Genomic DNA, 15,200 nt, shown 5'->3' with positions numbered 1-15,200 from the left:
GGTCGGGTACGGCGTGCGGGCTCTGGGCAATGGGCCCGGCGAGCGTCGGGAAGGGTCAGATCACGACGCCCGTCTCGGCGTTGTCCGCGTCCTTGGAGGAGACCCGGATCACCAGGACGGCGATGACGAACGCGCCGAGCAGGACGAAGCCCGTCACCAGGAACGCCGTGCCGTATCCGTGCGCGAGTGAGTCGAACACCGCCTTGCGGACCTGCGGCGGCATGTTCGCCGCGTCCGCGGGCCCGTAGCCGTGCGCCGACTCGGCGGCGGCCGGGCCCATCAGCTCGGTGAGCCGGTCCGTGGTGGCGGTGACCGCGATCGTCCCAAGGGCCGCCAGCCCCAGCGCGGCGCCGACCTGCTGCCCGGCGTTGAGCAGGGCGGAGGAGACACCGGCCTGGGCCTTGCGCACCCCTGCCACCGCCGCGAGGGTCAGCGGTACGAAGCACAGGCCCACGCTGCAGCCGGACAGGACGAGCGGGCCGAGCAGGTCACCGCTGTAGCTGCCGTCCGCGCTGAGCTGCGAGAACCAGAAGAAGGCGACGGCGGCGAGGAGCGTTCCGGCACCGAGCAGGATCCGCGGCCCCACACGCCCCACGACCTGGCTGCTGATCGTCGCGAAGACGGCGGCGCCCACGGCGAACGGCAGGAAGGAGAAGCCGGTCTTGAGCGGGCTGAAGCCGAGCACGATCTGCATGAAGAGGGTGAGGAAGTAGAACAGGACGATCATGCCCGCGCCGAGCGCCAGCATGATCGCGTACGCACCGGAGCGGTTGCGGTTGCGGAAGATGCTCAGCGGCATGAGCGGGGAGCCGCTGCGGGCCTCGATCACGACGAAGAGGGCGAGCAGTGCGGCACCGACGACGAGCGGGGTGACCGTACCGGCGCTGCTCCAGTCGTCGGTGGCCGCGTGGATCAGCCCGTACACCACCAGCGACATGCCGGCGGTCGAGGTGACGGCGCCCGGCAGGTCCAGGCGCCGCCCTTGGGTGCTGACGCGCTCGGCGGGGAACGCCTTGAGCGCGGCCAGGAACAGCAGGATGCCGATGGGCACGTTGACGAACAGGACCCAGCGCCAGCTGAGCGCGTCGGTGAAGACGCCGCCCAGTACGTTGCCGAGCGCGCCGCCCGCGCCGCCCATGGCCGCGTAGATGCCCATGGCCTTGTTGCGTTCGCCGCCCTCGGAGAACGTGCCGGCGATCAGCGCGAGCGCGGCGGGGGCGACCAGTGCTCCGGCGATGCCCTGCACGGCCCTCGCGGCGATCAGCCAGCCCTGGTTGGTCGCCACGCCGCCGAGCAGCGAGGCCACCGTGAGCAGGGCGACACCGAAGAGGAACGTACGGCGCTGGCCGTACATGTCCGCGATCCGCCCGCCGAGCAGCAGCAGTCCGCCGAAGGCGAGCGCGTAGGCGTTGACCACCCACTCCAGGTTGGTCGCGGAGAAGTCCAGGGCCCCCTGGATGGAGGGCAACGCCACGTTCACGATCGAGACGTCGAGGACGACCATCAGCTGGGCGACCGCGATGGCGGCCAGCGCCAGCCCCTTGCGGGAGCCGGAGCCCGCCGCCGCGCCGTCCTGCGGGGAAGCGGGCCGGGTCGTGTGAGGTTGCCCCAGGGATCGTTCGGACACCAGATCTCTCCTGCCGATGAGCATTGCGAAGGTGGGAAAAAGGGGGGGATTGCGGGGTTGCGGGGCCGTCCACCCCCCCAGATACGGAACATCTTGCCCCACAACTACGGAACAGTATGTCCCGCAGCGATCTCCGGTGCAAGATGTTCCACACGGCGGGGACGGCGGCTATCACCGGTCCCCCTCCCCGCGGCCATCGCCCCACCTGCGCCCCTCCAGCGGGACGGCAGATCGTGAGGACCGCGCGCGCAGCAAACCCGCCTCTGCCACCTCTGCCACCTCTGCCCCGCAAAGGACTCCCCCGATGACCCAGCCGCCGGCCACACCCCACCCCTGCGCCCCGCCCCACGCCCCGCCCCCGGCGGCCCCTCCCCGTCTGGAAGAGCTCGCACCGGGCGTCCACGCCTACATCCAGCCGGACGGGGGCTGGTGCCTGAACAACGCCGGCGTACTGATCGGCGACGACGCGGTGGCCGTGGTGGATTCCGCCGCCACCGAAGGACGGGCCCGTGCCCTGCGCGCGGCCATCGCCTCCCGCACCCCCCTTGAGGTGCGCACGATCGTCACCACTCACCACCACGGGGACCACCACTTCGGAAACTCCGTGCTCGCCCCGCACGCCACCGTGGTCTCCCACGAGGCCACCCGCACCGAGATGGCCCGGCGCGGCCTCGCCATGCGGGAGGTCTGGCCCACCACGCAGTGGGGCGACATCCGCCTCACGCTGCCCTCCCTCACCTTCCGCGAGCGCGCCACACTCCATGTCGGCGGCCTGAGCGCCGAGTTGCTGCACGTGGGCCCCGCGCACACCACCAGCGACATCGTGGTCTGGCTCCCCGAACAGCGCGTCCTGTTCGCCGGGGACGTCCTGCTGCCCGGCTGCACGCCCTTCGTCCTCATGGGCTCGCTGAGCGGCACCCTGGAGGCGATCACGCGGCTGCGCGCCCTGAACCCCGCCGTCATCGTGGGCGGCCACGGCCCGGTCGCCGGCCCCGAGGTGCTCGACGCCACGCGGGACTACCTGCTGTGGGTAGGCGACACCGCCCGGGCGGGCCTGGCCGCCGGGCTGTCCCCCCTGCAGACCGCGCGCGAGACGGACCTCGGCCCCTACGCCGGACTGCGCGACCCCGAGCGCCTGGTGGCCAACCTGCACCGCGCCTACGCCGAGGAGTCGGCGCTGCCGCGGGACACCGAGATCCGCTCCGCCCCCATCTTCCAGGAGATGGCGCAGTACAACGGCGGCCGCCCCCTCGCCTGTCACGCCTGAGGGGCGGGCCCGCACACACCGAAGCGGCCCCCCGTTCACGTCACCGGCGTGGACGGGGGGCCGTACTCCGCGATCAGCGGGCGGGGCTGCGCTCGGTGAACTCCTTGGCGTGCCGCAGCGTCGCCAGGCTGTTGGTGCCAAGGGCGTCGCGTATGAAGGCCCGTGCGTCGGCGACGGTGGTGTCAGGCCCCAGCAGGCTCACCGAGGAGGGGTTGATGACGACGGTGTGGCGCGCCACGGCCGTCGTCACACCGTCCGACTCGTCGAGGAGCCAGGCCCCTACGTGCGCGGTGAGCAGCGGCGGCACCCGCAGCTGCTTGTAGACGATGCGCTCTGAACCGAGGCTGACCCGTACCGACTCGGTGGTGTGCCGGGAGCCGTCCCTGGCGATGGTGTCCATCTCCAGGACCTGGATGTCCGTCTCCGGCTCCCTCAGCTTCACCCGGGCCACGTGCGGGAGTCGGTCCTGCCACTGCTCGCCCCGCCACAAGAACGCGTGCACGTCGGCGCTGGGCGCCTCGATGCGCACCTGGTCCTCGAAGGTGCACAGCAGTTCCCCCAGTTGCCCGGCGGACTCCGCGGTGGCCTTCATCCGGTCCAGCTCGGCCTCGCTGTTGTGGTCCAGGGCCCGGTTGATCCACTCGACGTTCCCGGGGGCGTCGTCCTCGGCCGTGAAGTCGTGGAGCAGCACGACCTCACACCGGTCCCCGGACAGCGGCCGTATCTGCCATTCGCCGCCCATCGACGTCGCCGGAGCCGTGGTCCTCTCCTGCCAAAAGCCGACCGTGAGCGCCTGCGGATCGAGCCGGCGCCGGGACTGCCAGGACTTGACCTCGCCGTTGGCCGTGGCCCAGATCCGCAAGACCTCCTCACCCTCACCAAGAGGTGTCTGCTCCACGTGCACCGAGGGGGGAAAGACACGCGGCCAGTCGGCGGCGTCCGCGATGATGTCATACACCCTCCGCGCCGCAGCGCCGATGGTGACCGTGTGCCGAGCATGATGCGTCACTGCCATGGTGAATCCGGCTCTCCTCCGGTCGGGACTGGGCGTGCGGTGCATGCACACCCAGGCACATCAGTAACTGCCAAGACCGCCGCAGACGTTGATCGCCTGGGCGGTGATCGGGGCGGCCGCGGGACCGGCCAGATAGCCGACCAGAGCGGCCACCTCCTCCGCGGTGCTGTAACGGCCCAGCGGGATCTTGGCCTCAAACCGCCTGAGCACCTCCTCCTCGGCAATCTCCCAATGGCCCGCATACCCCTCCCGGACCGATCTGGCCATGGGAGTCTCCACATAGCCCGGGCAGACAGCGTTGACGGTGATCCCGGTCTTGGCCAGCTCCAGCCCGAGCGACTTGGTGAAACCGACCACCGCATGCTTGGAAGCGCTGTACGGCGCCCCGAGCACCACTCCCTGCTTGCCGCCCGTGGACGCGATGTTGATGATCCGCCCCACCGACCCGGCCCCCATCCCGCCCGCATTGAGCACCTCACGCGTGACACGGAAAACACTGGTCAGATTCGTCTCCACAACGTCATTCCACAACTCGTCCGAGACCTGCGCCGTCACCCCGCCGCCACTGCGGCCCGCGTTGTTGACCAGGATGTCGATGGGCCCGAAACGATCGACGGCCGCGGCGACGCAACGGACGACATCGTCACCGGAGCGTACGTCGGCGGCGGTGCCGTCGGCGGTGATGCCGTCCTCCGTGAGCTCCTTCACGGCCGCGGCCACATCCTCAGCACTGCGCGAAGTGATGAAAACCCTGACACCAGCCCCACCCAGAGTCTCAGCCACCGCACGCCCGATACCCCGCGTAGCCCCCGTCACCAACGCAACCCGACACTCCCCGCCCCGCGACTCCACCGACATGACGCTCCCTCCCGACCCACCCAACACTGCCCGTACAAACCCAACCCTCACCCACAACCCTGGAGAATCACTGAAGACCCAAAAGTGCGAACAACACAACCAGCACACACCACACCCAAAACCACACCCACGCCTCGAAGACGCCCCTGACCCGATCCCGGAACTGTTCGCGCAGCCCTCCAAAACGCAGAACACCGACGCCCGGTGGCCGGCCGGTGCCAGGTACCGCGCTGTGCCCGAGGAGATCTGCAACGACCAAGATGCAACGGCGAACAATCCCTACAGGAAGATCAAAGAACTGGGCCGCACACGGTCCCCCCCGGACGTGACCAGCACCCTGCAGGAGGGCCGGACCGACGCAAACGAGAGCATCCATCACAGCCTCGCGTGGAGCTTCGGCCCTGCAACTGTCCCTGACAAAGCCGCCGAACACGGCGATAAGTGATCACGCAGACGGCGAGACCGAGGAAGACCACGCGGACGTCGTCACGACTCTCCGGCCGACGAAGGCACAGCGGATGCCCTCGCCTTCGGGGTCATCGGCATCGAACTGCCAAACCCCCAAGAGCCGGCCCCAGCGGCGCCCAAGACGCCCCACACAGTGTCCTCTACACGCTCGACAAGTACATCGAGAACCTCCGCAGCCGAGACGAAGAAGCGGACCGCCTACGGCTGTCCGGTCACCGACGCCTGCCGCGGAGCTCCGCCATGCCGATGAAGTCACTGTCGTCGCAGCCAGAGGCGACGAACACGTCAACGGCCGGGGCGGAGGCGATGAGGCCCTGCCATACCTGACGACCTCGCAGAGCCCGGCCAGGGAAAAGGCGCGCAGGGACTCTTCCAAGGCTGCGGCGTACGCGCACTCGAAGGCCGGCACCCACTTCTCCACGCGCTTGTCGGCCCGCAATTGGGCAACGAGTTCGGCCGGAGCGCCCACTACAGGGGCGAGGACGGTGGCGGGTGCATGGTCGGGCTGCGCGCTCATCGCATCCTCCCGGCGGGCCCTGTCCTCACAGAACGCGCACGGGTGCCTCACGGATACGGGCATGACCCAGCCCGCCCTCGTCGCCTCACCGCCCGACCCCCGGCCCGTCTGGAGCAACCGAACCACGGACAACGACCGGCCCCACCACCTGCTCGAGCACCACAAGCAGCACCGGCGGGCGGAGGCGCTCACCGCGCTCGCCGGAAATCCGCACACCCCGCGCACCGCCGTGACCGACGTCCTCGCCGCCCTGCACCCGGCCGAACTCGCCTGGTTCACCCACTGCACGGATACCGCAGAGTGGCTGCGCGAGGCGGCGGCCGCGCTCGTGCCATCCGAGGAGGACGACGGCGTGCTGCGGCTGCTCTCCGACGACGAACTCGATCGCGTGCCGGATCCGGCTGCGGTCCTGCAGTCCTGGCTCGATGCCCCGGTCGCCACCGGAATGTGGTCTGGCGACGACGTCATGCGTACGGTCCTCGCCTCGCGCCACCGCACGGATGAGCACCTGCGCCAACTCCCCGCGGACGAGGTCCTCGCCCGGACAGTCCCCGACATCGCGCTGCCCACCCTGCTCGCCCACTGCGGCACCGACCCGGGGGGTGGGCCGCGCTGTTGCCGGCCCTCGCCTTCCGCTACGACGAAAAGATCAGCTTCGGGGAACTCCTCGACAGCCTCACCAAGACCCCCGCCACCACAGCCCAGACGACGTAGCACCCGGCGTCGGCAATCATGCCTCCCGGACTATCGGCAACGCCCATGTCCCGGCAGTCCGGCGGGAATCGCGTACACGCTGGAGCCGCTGCCGCCCGTGACCGGCTTCGCCCATCCCTCAGTGGGCGCCGACGGGACCATACGCAGCGGGCCATCCACACGGCGGGGACACTCCCGGGCAGCGGGCGTCTCGATCGGTTCTCCGGACAGCGGGCACCCCTGGCCTTCCGGCATAGAGTGACGGGCGAGCGTGCCCTTGCTCGTGATGCGGGCCCAGGTGCCGCATGCACACTCAAAGCTGTTCACCATTTCAGGACCGGACAGGACCACGGCCCCGGATTTCGGGCAGGGGCTGGCGCCTTCGGGAGCGTCGTGCTCGTAGCGGTGACCGCTACGCAGGCTCGCCTTCGTCGGAGTGCCGCACCCGGGACATATGCACTTTTTCGCTGGTGCAAGAACGCGCTTCGGCATGGTCACCCTCCACTGGTTCCGGCCTCGCCCGACCGGGTCAACTCCACGCAGTCCAGGCGTTGTTGCGTTCTCCCCCCGCCTTGACCCCGCCCGCACCTGGGCACCACGCACGCTACGCGCTGCAGTGGTGTCCGGTCAGGCTGGCGGGCGCCGCGTGCCACCGCCAGTTCCGTTCAGCGGGATCAATGTCTCCAGGCGGGCGCCTTTGACCCAGGACCCGAGCAGGTCGCGGTGTAAAGCCACGATGTTCTGGCGCACCGCCTGCCCGAGGGCGGCCTGGGTGAACGCGCGGCAGGTGGTGACGAACAGGGCGACGTCCGCGCCGTGCTCGAGGCGGGCCGTGCCGACAAACTTCTGCATGTCCTGCGACGACACGCTGCGGTGCGGCGCGTACTTCTTGCACTGGACCACGAGCTTGCGTCCGTCGGCGAGATAGCCGATGACGTCGGCGCCCAGGTCGCCGCTCTTGCCGCTGACGATGACGTCTCGGCAGCCGTCCCGACGGCACAGATCGGCGACGTAGTGCTCGAATTCCTGCCAGGACAGCGCGTCGACCTCCGTCATCGAAAGCTCCCGTACCCGTGCCTCCTCCTGCGCCCGCCACTGCCGGTCTTTGTCGACCGCGAGCCGGTGCGCGCGCAGGAGGCCCCAGCCGGCCCCGCCCACCACCACGATGGCGAGCACGGTCACCAGCACGGGCCACACCGTCGCCCAGTTCCCAGCCACCCACACCGCGGCAACCGCAGCCGCCACGATGCCCCAGCCCTGTAACTGTCGGCGCGTCCGCTTCCGCAGCCGCCGACGCCGTCGCGCTGCCATCACTCCCCCGCTCCCCTCGCATCCGTGATCCGCAGTGTGAAACGCCCGCTCTGCTCCGGCAAGAGGGCCTGCCCGCTCGCCGTACCGGACGCTGGCGCCGCGCTCACTGGTCCTCGAACCGGATCGGGTATGAAACCGTCGGCCGCGGCGCGGGCTTCGGGCCCTCCTGGCCCTCGAAGTGCACCGGGTAACTGGCCGTCGACGCCGGCCGCGGCTTTGGCCCCGAGCCCCCACTGCCGGACGAGCCGCTCGTCCCGCCGTAACCCGCAACCGCGATCCCCAGCAGCACCAGAATCGACAAGTCTCGCCGCGCGCCCGGCGCCCACCGGAAGTACCGGCGCACCTTCGTACCGCCGCGTTCGTGCTCCTCCACCCAAGGCATCTCCGCTCCCCCATCGCAACTCGGGCGCACTGACGGCCCGTTGAGCTGAGGACACCATCCGGCACTGACAACGTGTCACGAAGGGGCAACCGACAGCAGCGGAATCCAGACACCGATGCCTCCCCTGGGCCCGCGGCAGAAGTCGGCGAGCAGGATGTTTCTGCGTAGCGGCGGCCGAGAACCAGCCGAATACGCCGTCCGGCACCGCGGCCTGTCCTTTCTTTGGGCGCCGGGGGCTTCGCCGATTTGATCGATGGTCAGCGGCGCCACGCCGAACTTCCGGGCGGGCCGCTCGTGAACCGCACAAATCAAGAGCCGTCGACGGCGGATCCACCGGACTTTGCAGGCCCGCCCGTCCGACCGGATCGAGGCCGACCGTTCCCGGATGCTGCGGCTGCCGCCGATCTCCCCGCCGGCTGGTGGAAAGCATCCCTGCGGCTGCCGCGGGATCACTATGTCCGCCTTGACACCTGCGACTACTCGGTCCACCCCCTGGCGGTCGGCCGGCGCGTCGAGGTCGCCGCCGATCTGGACCAGGTCCTGGTGACCTGCGACGGCGTCGAAGTCGCCCGTCATGCCCGCAGCTGGGCCCGGCACCAGGCCATCACCGATGCCGATCACGCGGCCGCTGCCGCGGCGGCCCGCAGGGCGGCTGCCTGCAGCACGAAACCGGCTCCTGCTCAGGAAACGGACGTCGAGATGCGGTCGCTGGAGACCTACGACCGGATCTTCGGCGTGATCGACGGCGGACCGACCACAGGCGAAGGGGCCGCGTGATGACCACGACCAGCGACGACACCAAGGCCGTGAGGAACGGCCGCGACGTTACCTCCGAAATCGCCTACCTCACCCGGACGTTGAAGGCCCCTGCTCTGCGGGATGCCGTCACCCGGCTCGCCGACCGGGCCCGATCCGAGGGCTGGACGCACGAGCAATACCTCGCCGCCTGCCTGCAGCGGGAGGTCGCTGCCCGTGGCATCCACGGCGCCGAGGGCCGCATCCGGGCGGCCCGCTTCCCTTCCGCAAGGCGCTGGCGGACTTCGACTTCGATCACCAACAGTCCGTGAAACGCGAGACGATCTCCCACCTGGGGACGCTGGATTTCGTCGTCGGGAAGGAGAATGTGATCTTCCTCGGGGCCGCCTGTTATCCCCGGTTTCGTTTCTGTCTCTGGCTGCCATTCCAGATCAGGACGCTTCTGCGATCGATGGAGTGTGAGAAGCGGTCCCGTGCCTGGGCGGTAGTGATAGACAGTCGCTGTGGCGACGTTCATGGTGATGGTCGATGGAGACGCGGGTGGGTGGCAGGTCGATCGTGACGCTCTGACCGCGGCGATCCGAGCCGGGTGGGCTCGTGTGGAGATCGATGCGACACCTCGCAGCGAGGCACGGAGTTATTGCTGGTCTTTCGAGGCGCAAGACGGCGCCGGCGAGGCATATCTGCATCAAGACGGGACGTGTCTGTACTTGGATGTCCCGGAGGCTGACGCTGTGAGGTCGGCGGTGGTGTTCCGCAGGCTCGCTCCGGCGGGCTTTGACCTGGTGTATTGCGACGAGGGCTATAACTTCGACGTCCGGCTGCGCTCGGGGAGCACGGATGCCGAGTTCGTCGGCCTGATGACCGCTGGGTGAGTGGTCAGCAGAGTCCGATGACTCGGGCTTGTGGCGGTGGGGTGTCTCCGCCGCGGCGAGCGAGTTCGCGGCGGAGGTCGAGATTCTCGCCATGTGCCTGCTCCAGGGCATCCCGCAGTGCGTGTACTTCTTCTCGGTGCTGCTTCTTGAGGCGGGTGATCTGGCCGGTCAGCGCGAGGACGAGGGTGCTCTGCTCGTCGGCCAAAGGGGCCGGTGCGGGGGTGGGGCGGGCTTGGGCCCGGAGTCGTTCGATGCGTCCTCGCAGGGCGGGGTGGTTATAGAGGAATAGTGTCTGGGTGCGCTTGGCGCGAGCGTCGTCGGTCATGTGCGGGTCCTTCGGTGACGGTCGAGGTCGAGGGGTGAGCGGGACAGGGCCGGTGGGGGCTGCGCCGCAGCCGGCGCCCTGGACGGCGCGTCCAGGCTTGGAGCGGATGGTGTCTCCAGGAGCTTGGTGAGGGCCCTGCGCTCGGCCCGCCGTTGCAGCAGCCAGACGTTGTCCTCGGGCATCGGGCGGCCGTGCCGTTCCTGGAATGCGGTGGTGCTGCGGTCGATCAGGGCCTCGGTCTCGGCCAATTGCCGTTCCAGAGCACTCTGATGAGAGGCGTCAGTGACGAAGACCGAGCAGGTCAGGCAGGCGTTTCCCTTGTCGCAGGTCTGCACTGGCGGCAGTAGGCACCAGCCGTGGGGCAGGAACCGGTCAGCCCGGTTGAACAGGTGGAGGCTGTCGGCAGGCCCACCCGCCGGGCGCCCGCTCCGGCGAGGGCGCCGGGTCGTGGTCGTCGCGGGAGAAGGTGACCTGGGTGCCGTCCGCGCGGAGTTTCGCGGTGGCCAGGAACGCCTGCTCGGCGTGACCCTGGCGGGCAGCGACGTAGTGCATCGTCATTGATGGGGTCGCGTGCCCGGCATAGCGCATCAGCACGTGGACGGGCAGGCCGAGTTCGGCGAGCCGGGTCAGCTTGGTGTGACGGAAGCGGTGGGTGTGGCTCAGTCCGACGGGCTTGCTCTTGCTGTCGGTGATCTTCACGATCTTGCTGAACTCGCGGAGCATCCAGCTGTAGGTGCCCGACAGGTAGGGCTTGTCGCCCTGCCGGTTCCCGGTGCGCTGCAGGAACATCTGCCGAGCTCCGTTGCTCAGATCCGGCCGGTCCGACCCGTGATCACCTTCGTTTTGGCAAGGATCACACAGCAGCCCGTCGGTGATGTCCTGCGCGTCGGCCCCGTAGGCGAGGGCGACGTCCTCGGCGGTAGGCCCCAGAGCCACATCGCGATCGCGCTGGCGGTCGCGGCGTGCTCCGCATGCACGGAGCACAGCCGCACCCGGCTGCGGACTGGCACTACTGCTATGAGCCCGCACGACGGTAGCGCCTCAAGTACCCGCGTACTGGTCGATTCCCTTGCGGCACGCCACGGAGTATGCCTTGCGACACGACTCAAACTCCTTCCCGTAGAAGAGGGTGTTGAAGTCACGGCCGTCGTCTATCTCGTTGCGGTGGTCGACCACTTTCTGGTCGAGGTCGCGTAGGTGGTTGTAGAGGGCGGTTGCGGTTATCTCAACATCGTCAGGGCCTTCGAGGTCCACGGCGGTAGCCGCTGTTGTCACGGTGGACCACTGACGGCTGATCTCGTCCCATAACTGTTCCGCGTACTCCTCACTGCGATTCGCGGAATCCATGTAGATCCACAGTGCATGGCGGTAGGCAGCTGCCTCCGTGAGGAACCGCGCGTATGTGGCACGCCGCTCTTTGAGGAGTTCGCGGTGAGTGGCGGACCGCTCCTGCACGTGAGCCTGCTTGAGGGCGTAGCGGCTGAGGATCAACTGTCCAAGGAACGCGCTCGCGGCACCGACGCCAGCTCCGATGACTGTCGCTATTGCTCCATCCATCCGGGCATTGTCCGGGCTGCGGGCTCGGAGGTAGCCGCTAAGGCGCCTTGGATGCTAGCCCGTGATCAACTCGGCGCCGTCACCGGGACCCTGGCTGCGCCGGGCAGTCTGCTTCTCGGGCGGCACGACAAGGATGAGCGGCTGCCCTGCCTCGGCCGCCTCGCGCCTGCACCGCGTCGGCGACCCGTGACGATCATTGCTTTGATCCTTGTCGCCAGCTTCTCCGGCGCTCGCTGGGCATTGATCGTCGCAGGCTGCTCCACCGCCTGGTTCATCCTCGCGAGTTCGCCCTCTTTTTCGCCCTGACGTAGGCGGAGTCGAGGACGGCACGGGAGAGGTCAAGCACGCCGGCGTCGTCGAGGCGATGCAGGATCTCCTCGTGCAACCGGCCCCACACCCCGGCACGGGACCAGATCAGGGCGGTCTTACGGGTCCCCGGCCGTTGACACAGCACAAATGCGCGAGTAGCTCGAGGCCCGCTGGGTCACCGCCGAGGAGTTCACCGGACTGCGCCCCACGTTTGCCGGCGACCGCCCCTTCTTCGACGATATGGCTCCCCACCGCGTCGGCCGCTCCGCTCCGGCTACTTCGCCGCTCAGTGTTCGTGCGTCACCTGAGCCAGCAGCTCACGGATCTCCCGCAGGCTCATCACCGTACCTGGGTCGGAGTCCCGCTCCTCGATCTGCGCGAAGTGTTGTTCGGCCGTGGCCAGGTCGCCGCGGTGCCGGGCCAGTCGGCCGGCGAGGCGGTGGCCGGCGAGGTGGCCCGGGTACTCGGCGAGGATGTCCGCGACGAGTGGCGCGGCCTCCTCGTCGCGCTCCGCCTCGACGAGCAGCTCGGCCAGCTCAGGACGGGGGTCGACGCGCCGTTCGAGCGGTCCGCGCGGTGGGTCGAAGTCGCCTGAGCGCTCCGCCGCGCGGCGCAGCCACTGTTCGGCCTCCGCGGTGCGTCCGAGCCGGCGCAGCGCCCTGCCGAGGTGGTACCCCGCCTCGGGGATGTCGTTCTCCCACGCCTTCACGAGCCACCGCTCGGCCTCGGCGTACCGCCCCCAGCGCACCATGCTGCGACCGGCCAGGAACGCGGGCCGCGCCAGACCGCCCTCGGCGGCGCGCACATACCAGCGCTCCGCGAACTGCGGGTCCCCGCCCCGCTCTTCGGAGGTCCAGCCGACGCCCCAGGCTGCCCTCGCGTGACCGAGCTCCGCGGCCTTCAGCGTCCAGATGCCGGCGGCCCGCTGGTTCTTCGCGTGGGTGTGGATCCCGGCGATGCTGTACGCAGCCCCCGCGTCCCCGGCCTCGGCGGCCGGCCCGAAGTACGGCACGAGCAGGGTCTCGTCGGCATGGCAGTCCTGCAGCATGCGGCCGAGCTCGAGCAGCGCGCGCGGAGTGCCGCTCTTGCGGTACCAGTCGGCAGCGTCGGGCAGCCGGTAGAGGCGGTCGAGTGCATCGGCGTACGCGAAGCACTCCTCGGCACCGCCGGACTCCGCGGCCGCCCGCAACTCGGGGAGGCGCGCCGCGAGTTCGGGGGCGGGCAGTCGGGCGGGGTCGGCATGAATCGCCGCGATCTCCTCGATCTGCTCGACGAACATCTTGGGCAGGCCGCCGTACTGATCGTTCTCGTCCTCGGTGTCCCCGGTGAGACGCAGCCATCGCTCGGCCACGTCCAGCCGCCGCTGCATGATGCCGATCAGACCGAGGTAGAAGCGGGCGTAGTCGTGACCATCGGGTGCTGCGGCCGCCGTCTCGAACCAATGCTCGGCCGTGCGCTGGTCACCGCGCTCGAAGGCCCAGACACCCAGGACGTAGGCCGCGCCCGAGTAGCCGAGCTCGTGCGCCTTTACGGCCAGGGCTCGTGCCTCCTCGATCCGGTCGCTGTCGCGGGCTACCAGGATGGCCTGCTCGACCAGGGCCTGGTGCGAGCCGACCGCCGCGGCTCGCGCGTAGAGAGCCTCCGCCGCGCGGATCGTGCTCGGGTAGTACGTGAACATGCCCGCGTACTCCGGGTCCCGCAGCGGACTCAGCGCCTCGAACGCCGCCTCGGCGTCCCCGTCAGCTTCCGCCCGCGCGAGCCGCTCCTCCCAGAGCTCAAGGTCGTCGACGATGTTCTCGATCACCTGACGGGCCGAGGCCGCCTTGCGGTCGCCCAGTTCGGCCGCCTCGTCCAGCTGCGCCTGTGCTTCGGCGAAGGCACCGTGGCGGGCGGCTTTGAGCACCGCGCCGTTGGTGAGGCTCTGGACGTGGCCGAGTGCGGCTCCCCGCGCGTACCACTCCTGTGCTCCGTCCTGGTCGCCGGACTCCTTCAGGAGTGTGGCGAGCCCGAAGGCGCAGCCGCCGTCACGGTCGGCAGCGCTGCGGTACCAGCGCTCGGCTTCGGCGAACTCCCAGCGGTCCTTGTGGCAGATCGCGAGCGTGCGCGCCGCATCTGCGTCCCCGTGTTCGGCGGCCTTGGCCCACCAGGGCAGGGCCTGGTCCATCCGGCCGCTCTTGCCGAGGAATGTGGCGTAGGCGCGGTACGCGCCGTCCTGTCCGGCCTCGGCAGCGGCCGCCAACTCGGCTTCGTGGTCGCGTATGTGCTCATGCGTTTCCCCGTGTGTCATTCCGTGATCGTGTCAGGCGGCCACGGCCGGGGCGGATACGGGGGCCGGGGCGTGAAGGACACGCCCGAGGACTCCGATCTCGGCCGCGCGATCGCCGTGCTGGCCCGCGCTCAGCAGGACTCGTTGTGCAACCGGCAGCGGCTTGCCAACCAGCTCCGCTCGCTGCTGCGCGAGTACTACCCGGCCGCTCTGCAGGCCTTCGCGACCTGGACGAACGGGTTGTGCCGCCCGGAGGCTCGCGTACTCCTGAGGGCGGCTCCGACGCCCGCTCGGGCTGCGCGGCTGACCCGCTCCCAGCGCCAGGCTGCCCTGAAGGCTGCCAGCCGCAAGCGCGGCATCGAGGCCGAGGCCGATCGCCTTCGCGAGGTCTTCCGGACCGGGTGGGCTCACCAGCCGCCGCAGGTCGAGGAAGCGCTGGGCAAGCAGATGCTCGCCCTTCTGCTCCAGTTGGAGGCCGCCTGCACGGCCGCCGACGACCTCGCGGGGGCGGTCGAGGAGGTGTTCCCCCAGCATCCGGACGCTGAGATCCTGCTGAGCTTCCCCGGACTCGGCATCCAGCTCGCCGCCCCCGCATCCTCGCTGAAATCGGGGACGACCACACTCGCTTCGCCGATGCCCGCGGGCTGAAGGCCTACGCAGGCGCCTCACCCGTCACCAGGGCCTCCGGCAAGAAATCCTCCATCACCCGCCGCTGGGTCAAGAACGACAGGCTCAACCACGCGGGCTACCGCTGGGCCTTCTCCGCCCTGCGGCACTCGCCCGGAGCACGCGCCCACTACCGGCGACAACGTGACATCGGCGACTGGCGCGCAGCCGCCCAGCGCAACCTCTTCAACCGCATGATCGGCCAGCTCTATCACTGCCTCCAACGCCACGAACTGTTCGACGAGCAGACGGCCTTCCCCACCGAACTCGCCGCTACCGCTTGACGTGTTGGCATCGTGAGGTGTCTG

17 protein-coding genes and 2 pseudogenes are annotated in these 15,200 nt (G+C 69.6%); 9 read left to right on the top strand and 10 right to left on the bottom strand.

The window, feature by feature from the left end; all coding sequences use genetic code 11:
- Nucleotides 1–55: 55 nt before the first annotated feature.
- Nucleotides 56–1,627 carry a DHA2 family efflux MFS transporter permease subunit gene (locus ACZ5U5_RS17880; RefSeq protein ID WP_469022329.1) on the bottom strand — a complete coding sequence of 524 codons (1,572 nt, stop codon included), beginning with the start codon at nt 1,625–1,627 and terminating at the stop codon, nt 56–58.
- A gap of 304 nt (nt 1,628–1,931) precedes the next feature.
- On the opposite strand from ACZ5U5_RS17880, the gene ACZ5U5_RS17875 reads away from it, so the two are divergent.
- Entirely contained in the window at nt 1,932–2,894 is a 963-nt protein-coding gene (locus tag ACZ5U5_RS17875; RefSeq protein ID WP_469022326.1) for an MBL fold metallo-hydrolase, read from the top strand.
- 73 nt (nt 2,895–2,967) lie between these two features.
- Here the strand turns inward: ACZ5U5_RS17875 and ACZ5U5_RS17870 are convergent, their stop codons facing one another.
- On the bottom strand, nt 2,968–3,909 hold the full coding sequence (locus ACZ5U5_RS17870; RefSeq protein WP_469022323.1) for an aromatase/cyclase: 942 nt from the start codon (nt 3,907–3,909) through the stop codon (nt 2,968–2,970).
- A 60-nt stretch (nt 3,910–3,969) separates the two neighbouring features.
- On the bottom strand, nt 3,970–4,767 hold the full coding sequence (locus tag ACZ5U5_RS17865) for an SDR family NAD(P)-dependent oxidoreductase (protein ID WP_469022320.1): 798 nt from the start codon (nt 4,765–4,767) through the stop codon (nt 3,970–3,972).
- A gap of 232 nt (nt 4,768–4,999) precedes the next feature.
- Here ACZ5U5_RS17865 and ACZ5U5_RS17860 point away from each other — a divergent pair, with 232 nt between their 5' ends.
- Both ACZ5U5_RS17860 and ACZ5U5_RS17855 read left to right on the top strand, forming a co-directional pair.
- Complete coding sequence (locus ACZ5U5_RS17860; RefSeq protein ID WP_469022318.1) at nt 5,000–5,212, top strand: hypothetical protein; 213 nt, start codon at nt 5,000–5,002, stop codon at nt 5,210–5,212.
- Between the two features lie 601 nt (nt 5,213–5,813).
- Nucleotides 5,814–6,707: a hypothetical protein gene (locus ACZ5U5_RS17855; RefSeq protein WP_469022315.1), complete on the top strand. Its 894-nt coding sequence runs from the start codon at nt 5,814–5,816 to the stop codon at nt 6,705–6,707.
- Nucleotides 6,708–7,072: 365 nt separating this feature from the next.
- On the opposite strand, the gene ACZ5U5_RS17850 is transcribed toward ACZ5U5_RS17855, so the two are convergent.
- Nucleotides 7,073–7,756 carry a restriction endonuclease gene (locus tag ACZ5U5_RS17850; protein WP_469022313.1) on the bottom strand — a complete coding sequence of 228 codons (684 nt, stop codon included), beginning with the start codon at nt 7,754–7,756 and terminating at the stop codon, nt 7,073–7,075.
- A gap of 676 nt (nt 7,757–8,432) precedes the next feature.
- Here ACZ5U5_RS17850 and ACZ5U5_RS17845 point away from each other — a divergent pair.
- Genes ACZ5U5_RS17845 through ACZ5U5_RS17830 form a run of 4 tightly spaced genes read left to right on the top strand, consistent with a single transcriptional unit; the run spans nt 8,433 to nt 9,769 of the window.
- Nucleotides 8,433–8,915 (top strand): Mu transposase domain-containing protein, encoded by a 483-nt coding sequence (locus ACZ5U5_RS17845; RefSeq protein WP_469022310.1) that lies wholly within the window; start codon nt 8,433–8,435, stop codon nt 8,913–8,915.
- Complete coding sequence (locus ACZ5U5_RS17840; RefSeq protein ID WP_469022308.1) at nt 8,915–9,205, top strand: hypothetical protein; 291 nt, start codon at nt 8,915–8,917, stop codon at nt 9,203–9,205. The genes ACZ5U5_RS17845 and ACZ5U5_RS17840 overlap by 1 nt, the downstream gene beginning before the upstream one ends.
- Complete coding sequence (locus ACZ5U5_RS17835) at nt 9,202–9,456, top strand: hypothetical protein (RefSeq protein ID WP_469022306.1); 255 nt, start codon at nt 9,202–9,204, stop codon at nt 9,454–9,456. Before ACZ5U5_RS17840 ends, ACZ5U5_RS17835 begins: the two co-directional genes overlap by 4 nt.
- Complete coding sequence (locus ACZ5U5_RS17830; protein ID WP_469022303.1) at nt 9,398–9,769, top strand: hypothetical protein; 372 nt, start codon at nt 9,398–9,400, stop codon at nt 9,767–9,769. Before ACZ5U5_RS17835 ends, ACZ5U5_RS17830 begins: the two co-directional genes overlap by 59 nt.
- 4 nt (nt 9,770–9,773) lie before the next feature.
- Here the strand turns inward: ACZ5U5_RS17830 and ACZ5U5_RS17825 are convergent, their stop codons facing one another.
- The 4 genes from ACZ5U5_RS17825 to ACZ5U5_RS17810 form a co-directional block, all read right to left on the bottom strand.
- A complete protein-coding gene (locus tag ACZ5U5_RS17825) occupies nt 9,774–10,094 on the bottom strand; it encodes a hypothetical protein (protein ID WP_469022300.1) in 321 nt (106 codons plus the stop codon).
- The gene (locus tag ACZ5U5_RS17820; RefSeq protein ID WP_469022298.1) at nt 10,091–10,342 is read right to left on the bottom strand and encodes a hypothetical protein; all 252 of its coding nucleotides are present in this window, start codon (nt 10,340–10,342) and stop codon (nt 10,091–10,093) included. The genes ACZ5U5_RS17825 and ACZ5U5_RS17820 overlap by 4 nt, the downstream gene beginning before the upstream one ends.
- A gap of 124 nt (nt 10,343–10,466) precedes the next feature.
- Nucleotides 10,467–11,030 carry a tyrosine-type recombinase/integrase gene (locus ACZ5U5_RS17815; protein WP_469022295.1) on the bottom strand — a complete coding sequence of 188 codons (564 nt, stop codon included), beginning with the start codon at nt 11,028–11,030 and terminating at the stop codon, nt 10,467–10,469.
- A 105-nt stretch (nt 11,031–11,135) separates the two neighbouring features.
- Nucleotides 11,136–11,651 carry a hypothetical protein gene (locus ACZ5U5_RS17810; RefSeq protein ID WP_469022292.1) on the bottom strand — a complete coding sequence of 172 codons (516 nt, stop codon included), beginning with the start codon at nt 11,649–11,651 and terminating at the stop codon, nt 11,136–11,138.
- Between the two features lie 51 nt (nt 11,652–11,702).
- Here ACZ5U5_RS17810 and ACZ5U5_RS17805 point away from each other — a divergent pair, with 51 nt between their 5' ends.
- Nucleotides 11,703–11,957: a hypothetical protein gene (locus ACZ5U5_RS17805; RefSeq protein WP_469022483.1), complete on the top strand. Its 255-nt coding sequence runs from the start codon at nt 11,703–11,705 to the stop codon at nt 11,955–11,957.
- Here the strand turns inward: ACZ5U5_RS17805 and ACZ5U5_RS17800 are convergent.
- Nucleotides 11,926–12,069, bottom strand: a pseudogene (locus tag ACZ5U5_RS17800) (IS5/IS1182 family transposase); the annotation flags it as partial. The gene ACZ5U5_RS17805 and the pseudogene ACZ5U5_RS17800 sit on opposite strands and share 32 nt — an antisense overlap.
- A 177-nt stretch (nt 12,070–12,246) precedes the next feature.
- Nucleotides 12,247–14,247, bottom strand: a complete 2,001-nt coding sequence (locus ACZ5U5_RS17795) for an SEL1-like repeat protein (RefSeq protein WP_469022289.1) — start codon at nt 14,245–14,247, stop codon at nt 12,247–12,249.
- A gap of 63 nt (nt 14,248–14,310) precedes the next feature.
- On the opposite strand from ACZ5U5_RS17795, the pseudogene ACZ5U5_RS17790 reads away from it, so the two are divergent.
- A pseudogene (locus ACZ5U5_RS17790) lies at nt 14,311–15,176 on the top strand (transposase); the annotation flags it as partial.
- Nucleotides 15,177–15,200 lie beyond the last annotated feature (24 nt).

The organism is Streptomyces sp. NPDC033177 (assembly GCF_055577715.1).
The sequence above is the reverse complement of the archived record's forward strand: the minus strand, read 5'-3'. Positions and strand labels throughout refer to the sequence as shown.

Excerpts from the sequence above, each read along its gene's own strand:
- ACZ5U5_RS17875 (WP_469022326.1), top strand. The coding sequence starts at position 1,932 with ATGACCCAGCCGCCGGCCACACCCCACCCCTGCGCCCCGCCCCACGCC.
- ACZ5U5_RS17870 (WP_469022323.1), bottom strand. The coding sequence starts at position 3,909 with ATGGCAGTGACGCATCATGCTCGGCACACGGTCACCATCGGCGCTGCG.
- ACZ5U5_RS17865 (WP_469022320.1), bottom strand. The coding sequence starts at position 4,767 with ATGTCGGTGGAGTCGCGGGGCGGGGAGTGTCGGGTTGCGTTGGTGACG.
- ACZ5U5_RS17855 (WP_469022315.1), top strand. The coding sequence starts at position 5,814 with ATGACCCAGCCCGCCCTCGTCGCCTCACCGCCCGACCCCCGGCCCGTC.
- ACZ5U5_RS17850 (WP_469022313.1), bottom strand. The coding sequence starts at position 7,756 with ATGGCAGCGCGACGGCGTCGGCGGCTGCGGAAGCGGACGCGCCGACAG.
- ACZ5U5_RS17840 (WP_469022308.1), top strand. The coding sequence starts at position 8,915 with ATGACCACGACCAGCGACGACACCAAGGCCGTGAGGAACGGCCGCGAC.
- ACZ5U5_RS17825 (WP_469022300.1), bottom strand. The coding sequence starts at position 10,094 with ATGACCGACGACGCTCGCGCCAAGCGCACCCAGACACTATTCCTCTAT.
- ACZ5U5_RS17810 (WP_469022292.1), bottom strand. The coding sequence starts at position 11,651 with ATGGATGGAGCAATAGCGACAGTCATCGGAGCTGGCGTCGGTGCCGCG.
- ACZ5U5_RS17805 (WP_469022483.1), top strand. The coding sequence starts at position 11,703 with ATGCTAGCCCGTGATCAACTCGGCGCCGTCACCGGGACCCTGGCTGCG.
- ACZ5U5_RS17795 (WP_469022289.1), bottom strand. The coding sequence starts at position 14,247 with ATGACACACGGGGAAACGCATGAGCACATACGCGACCACGAAGCCGAG.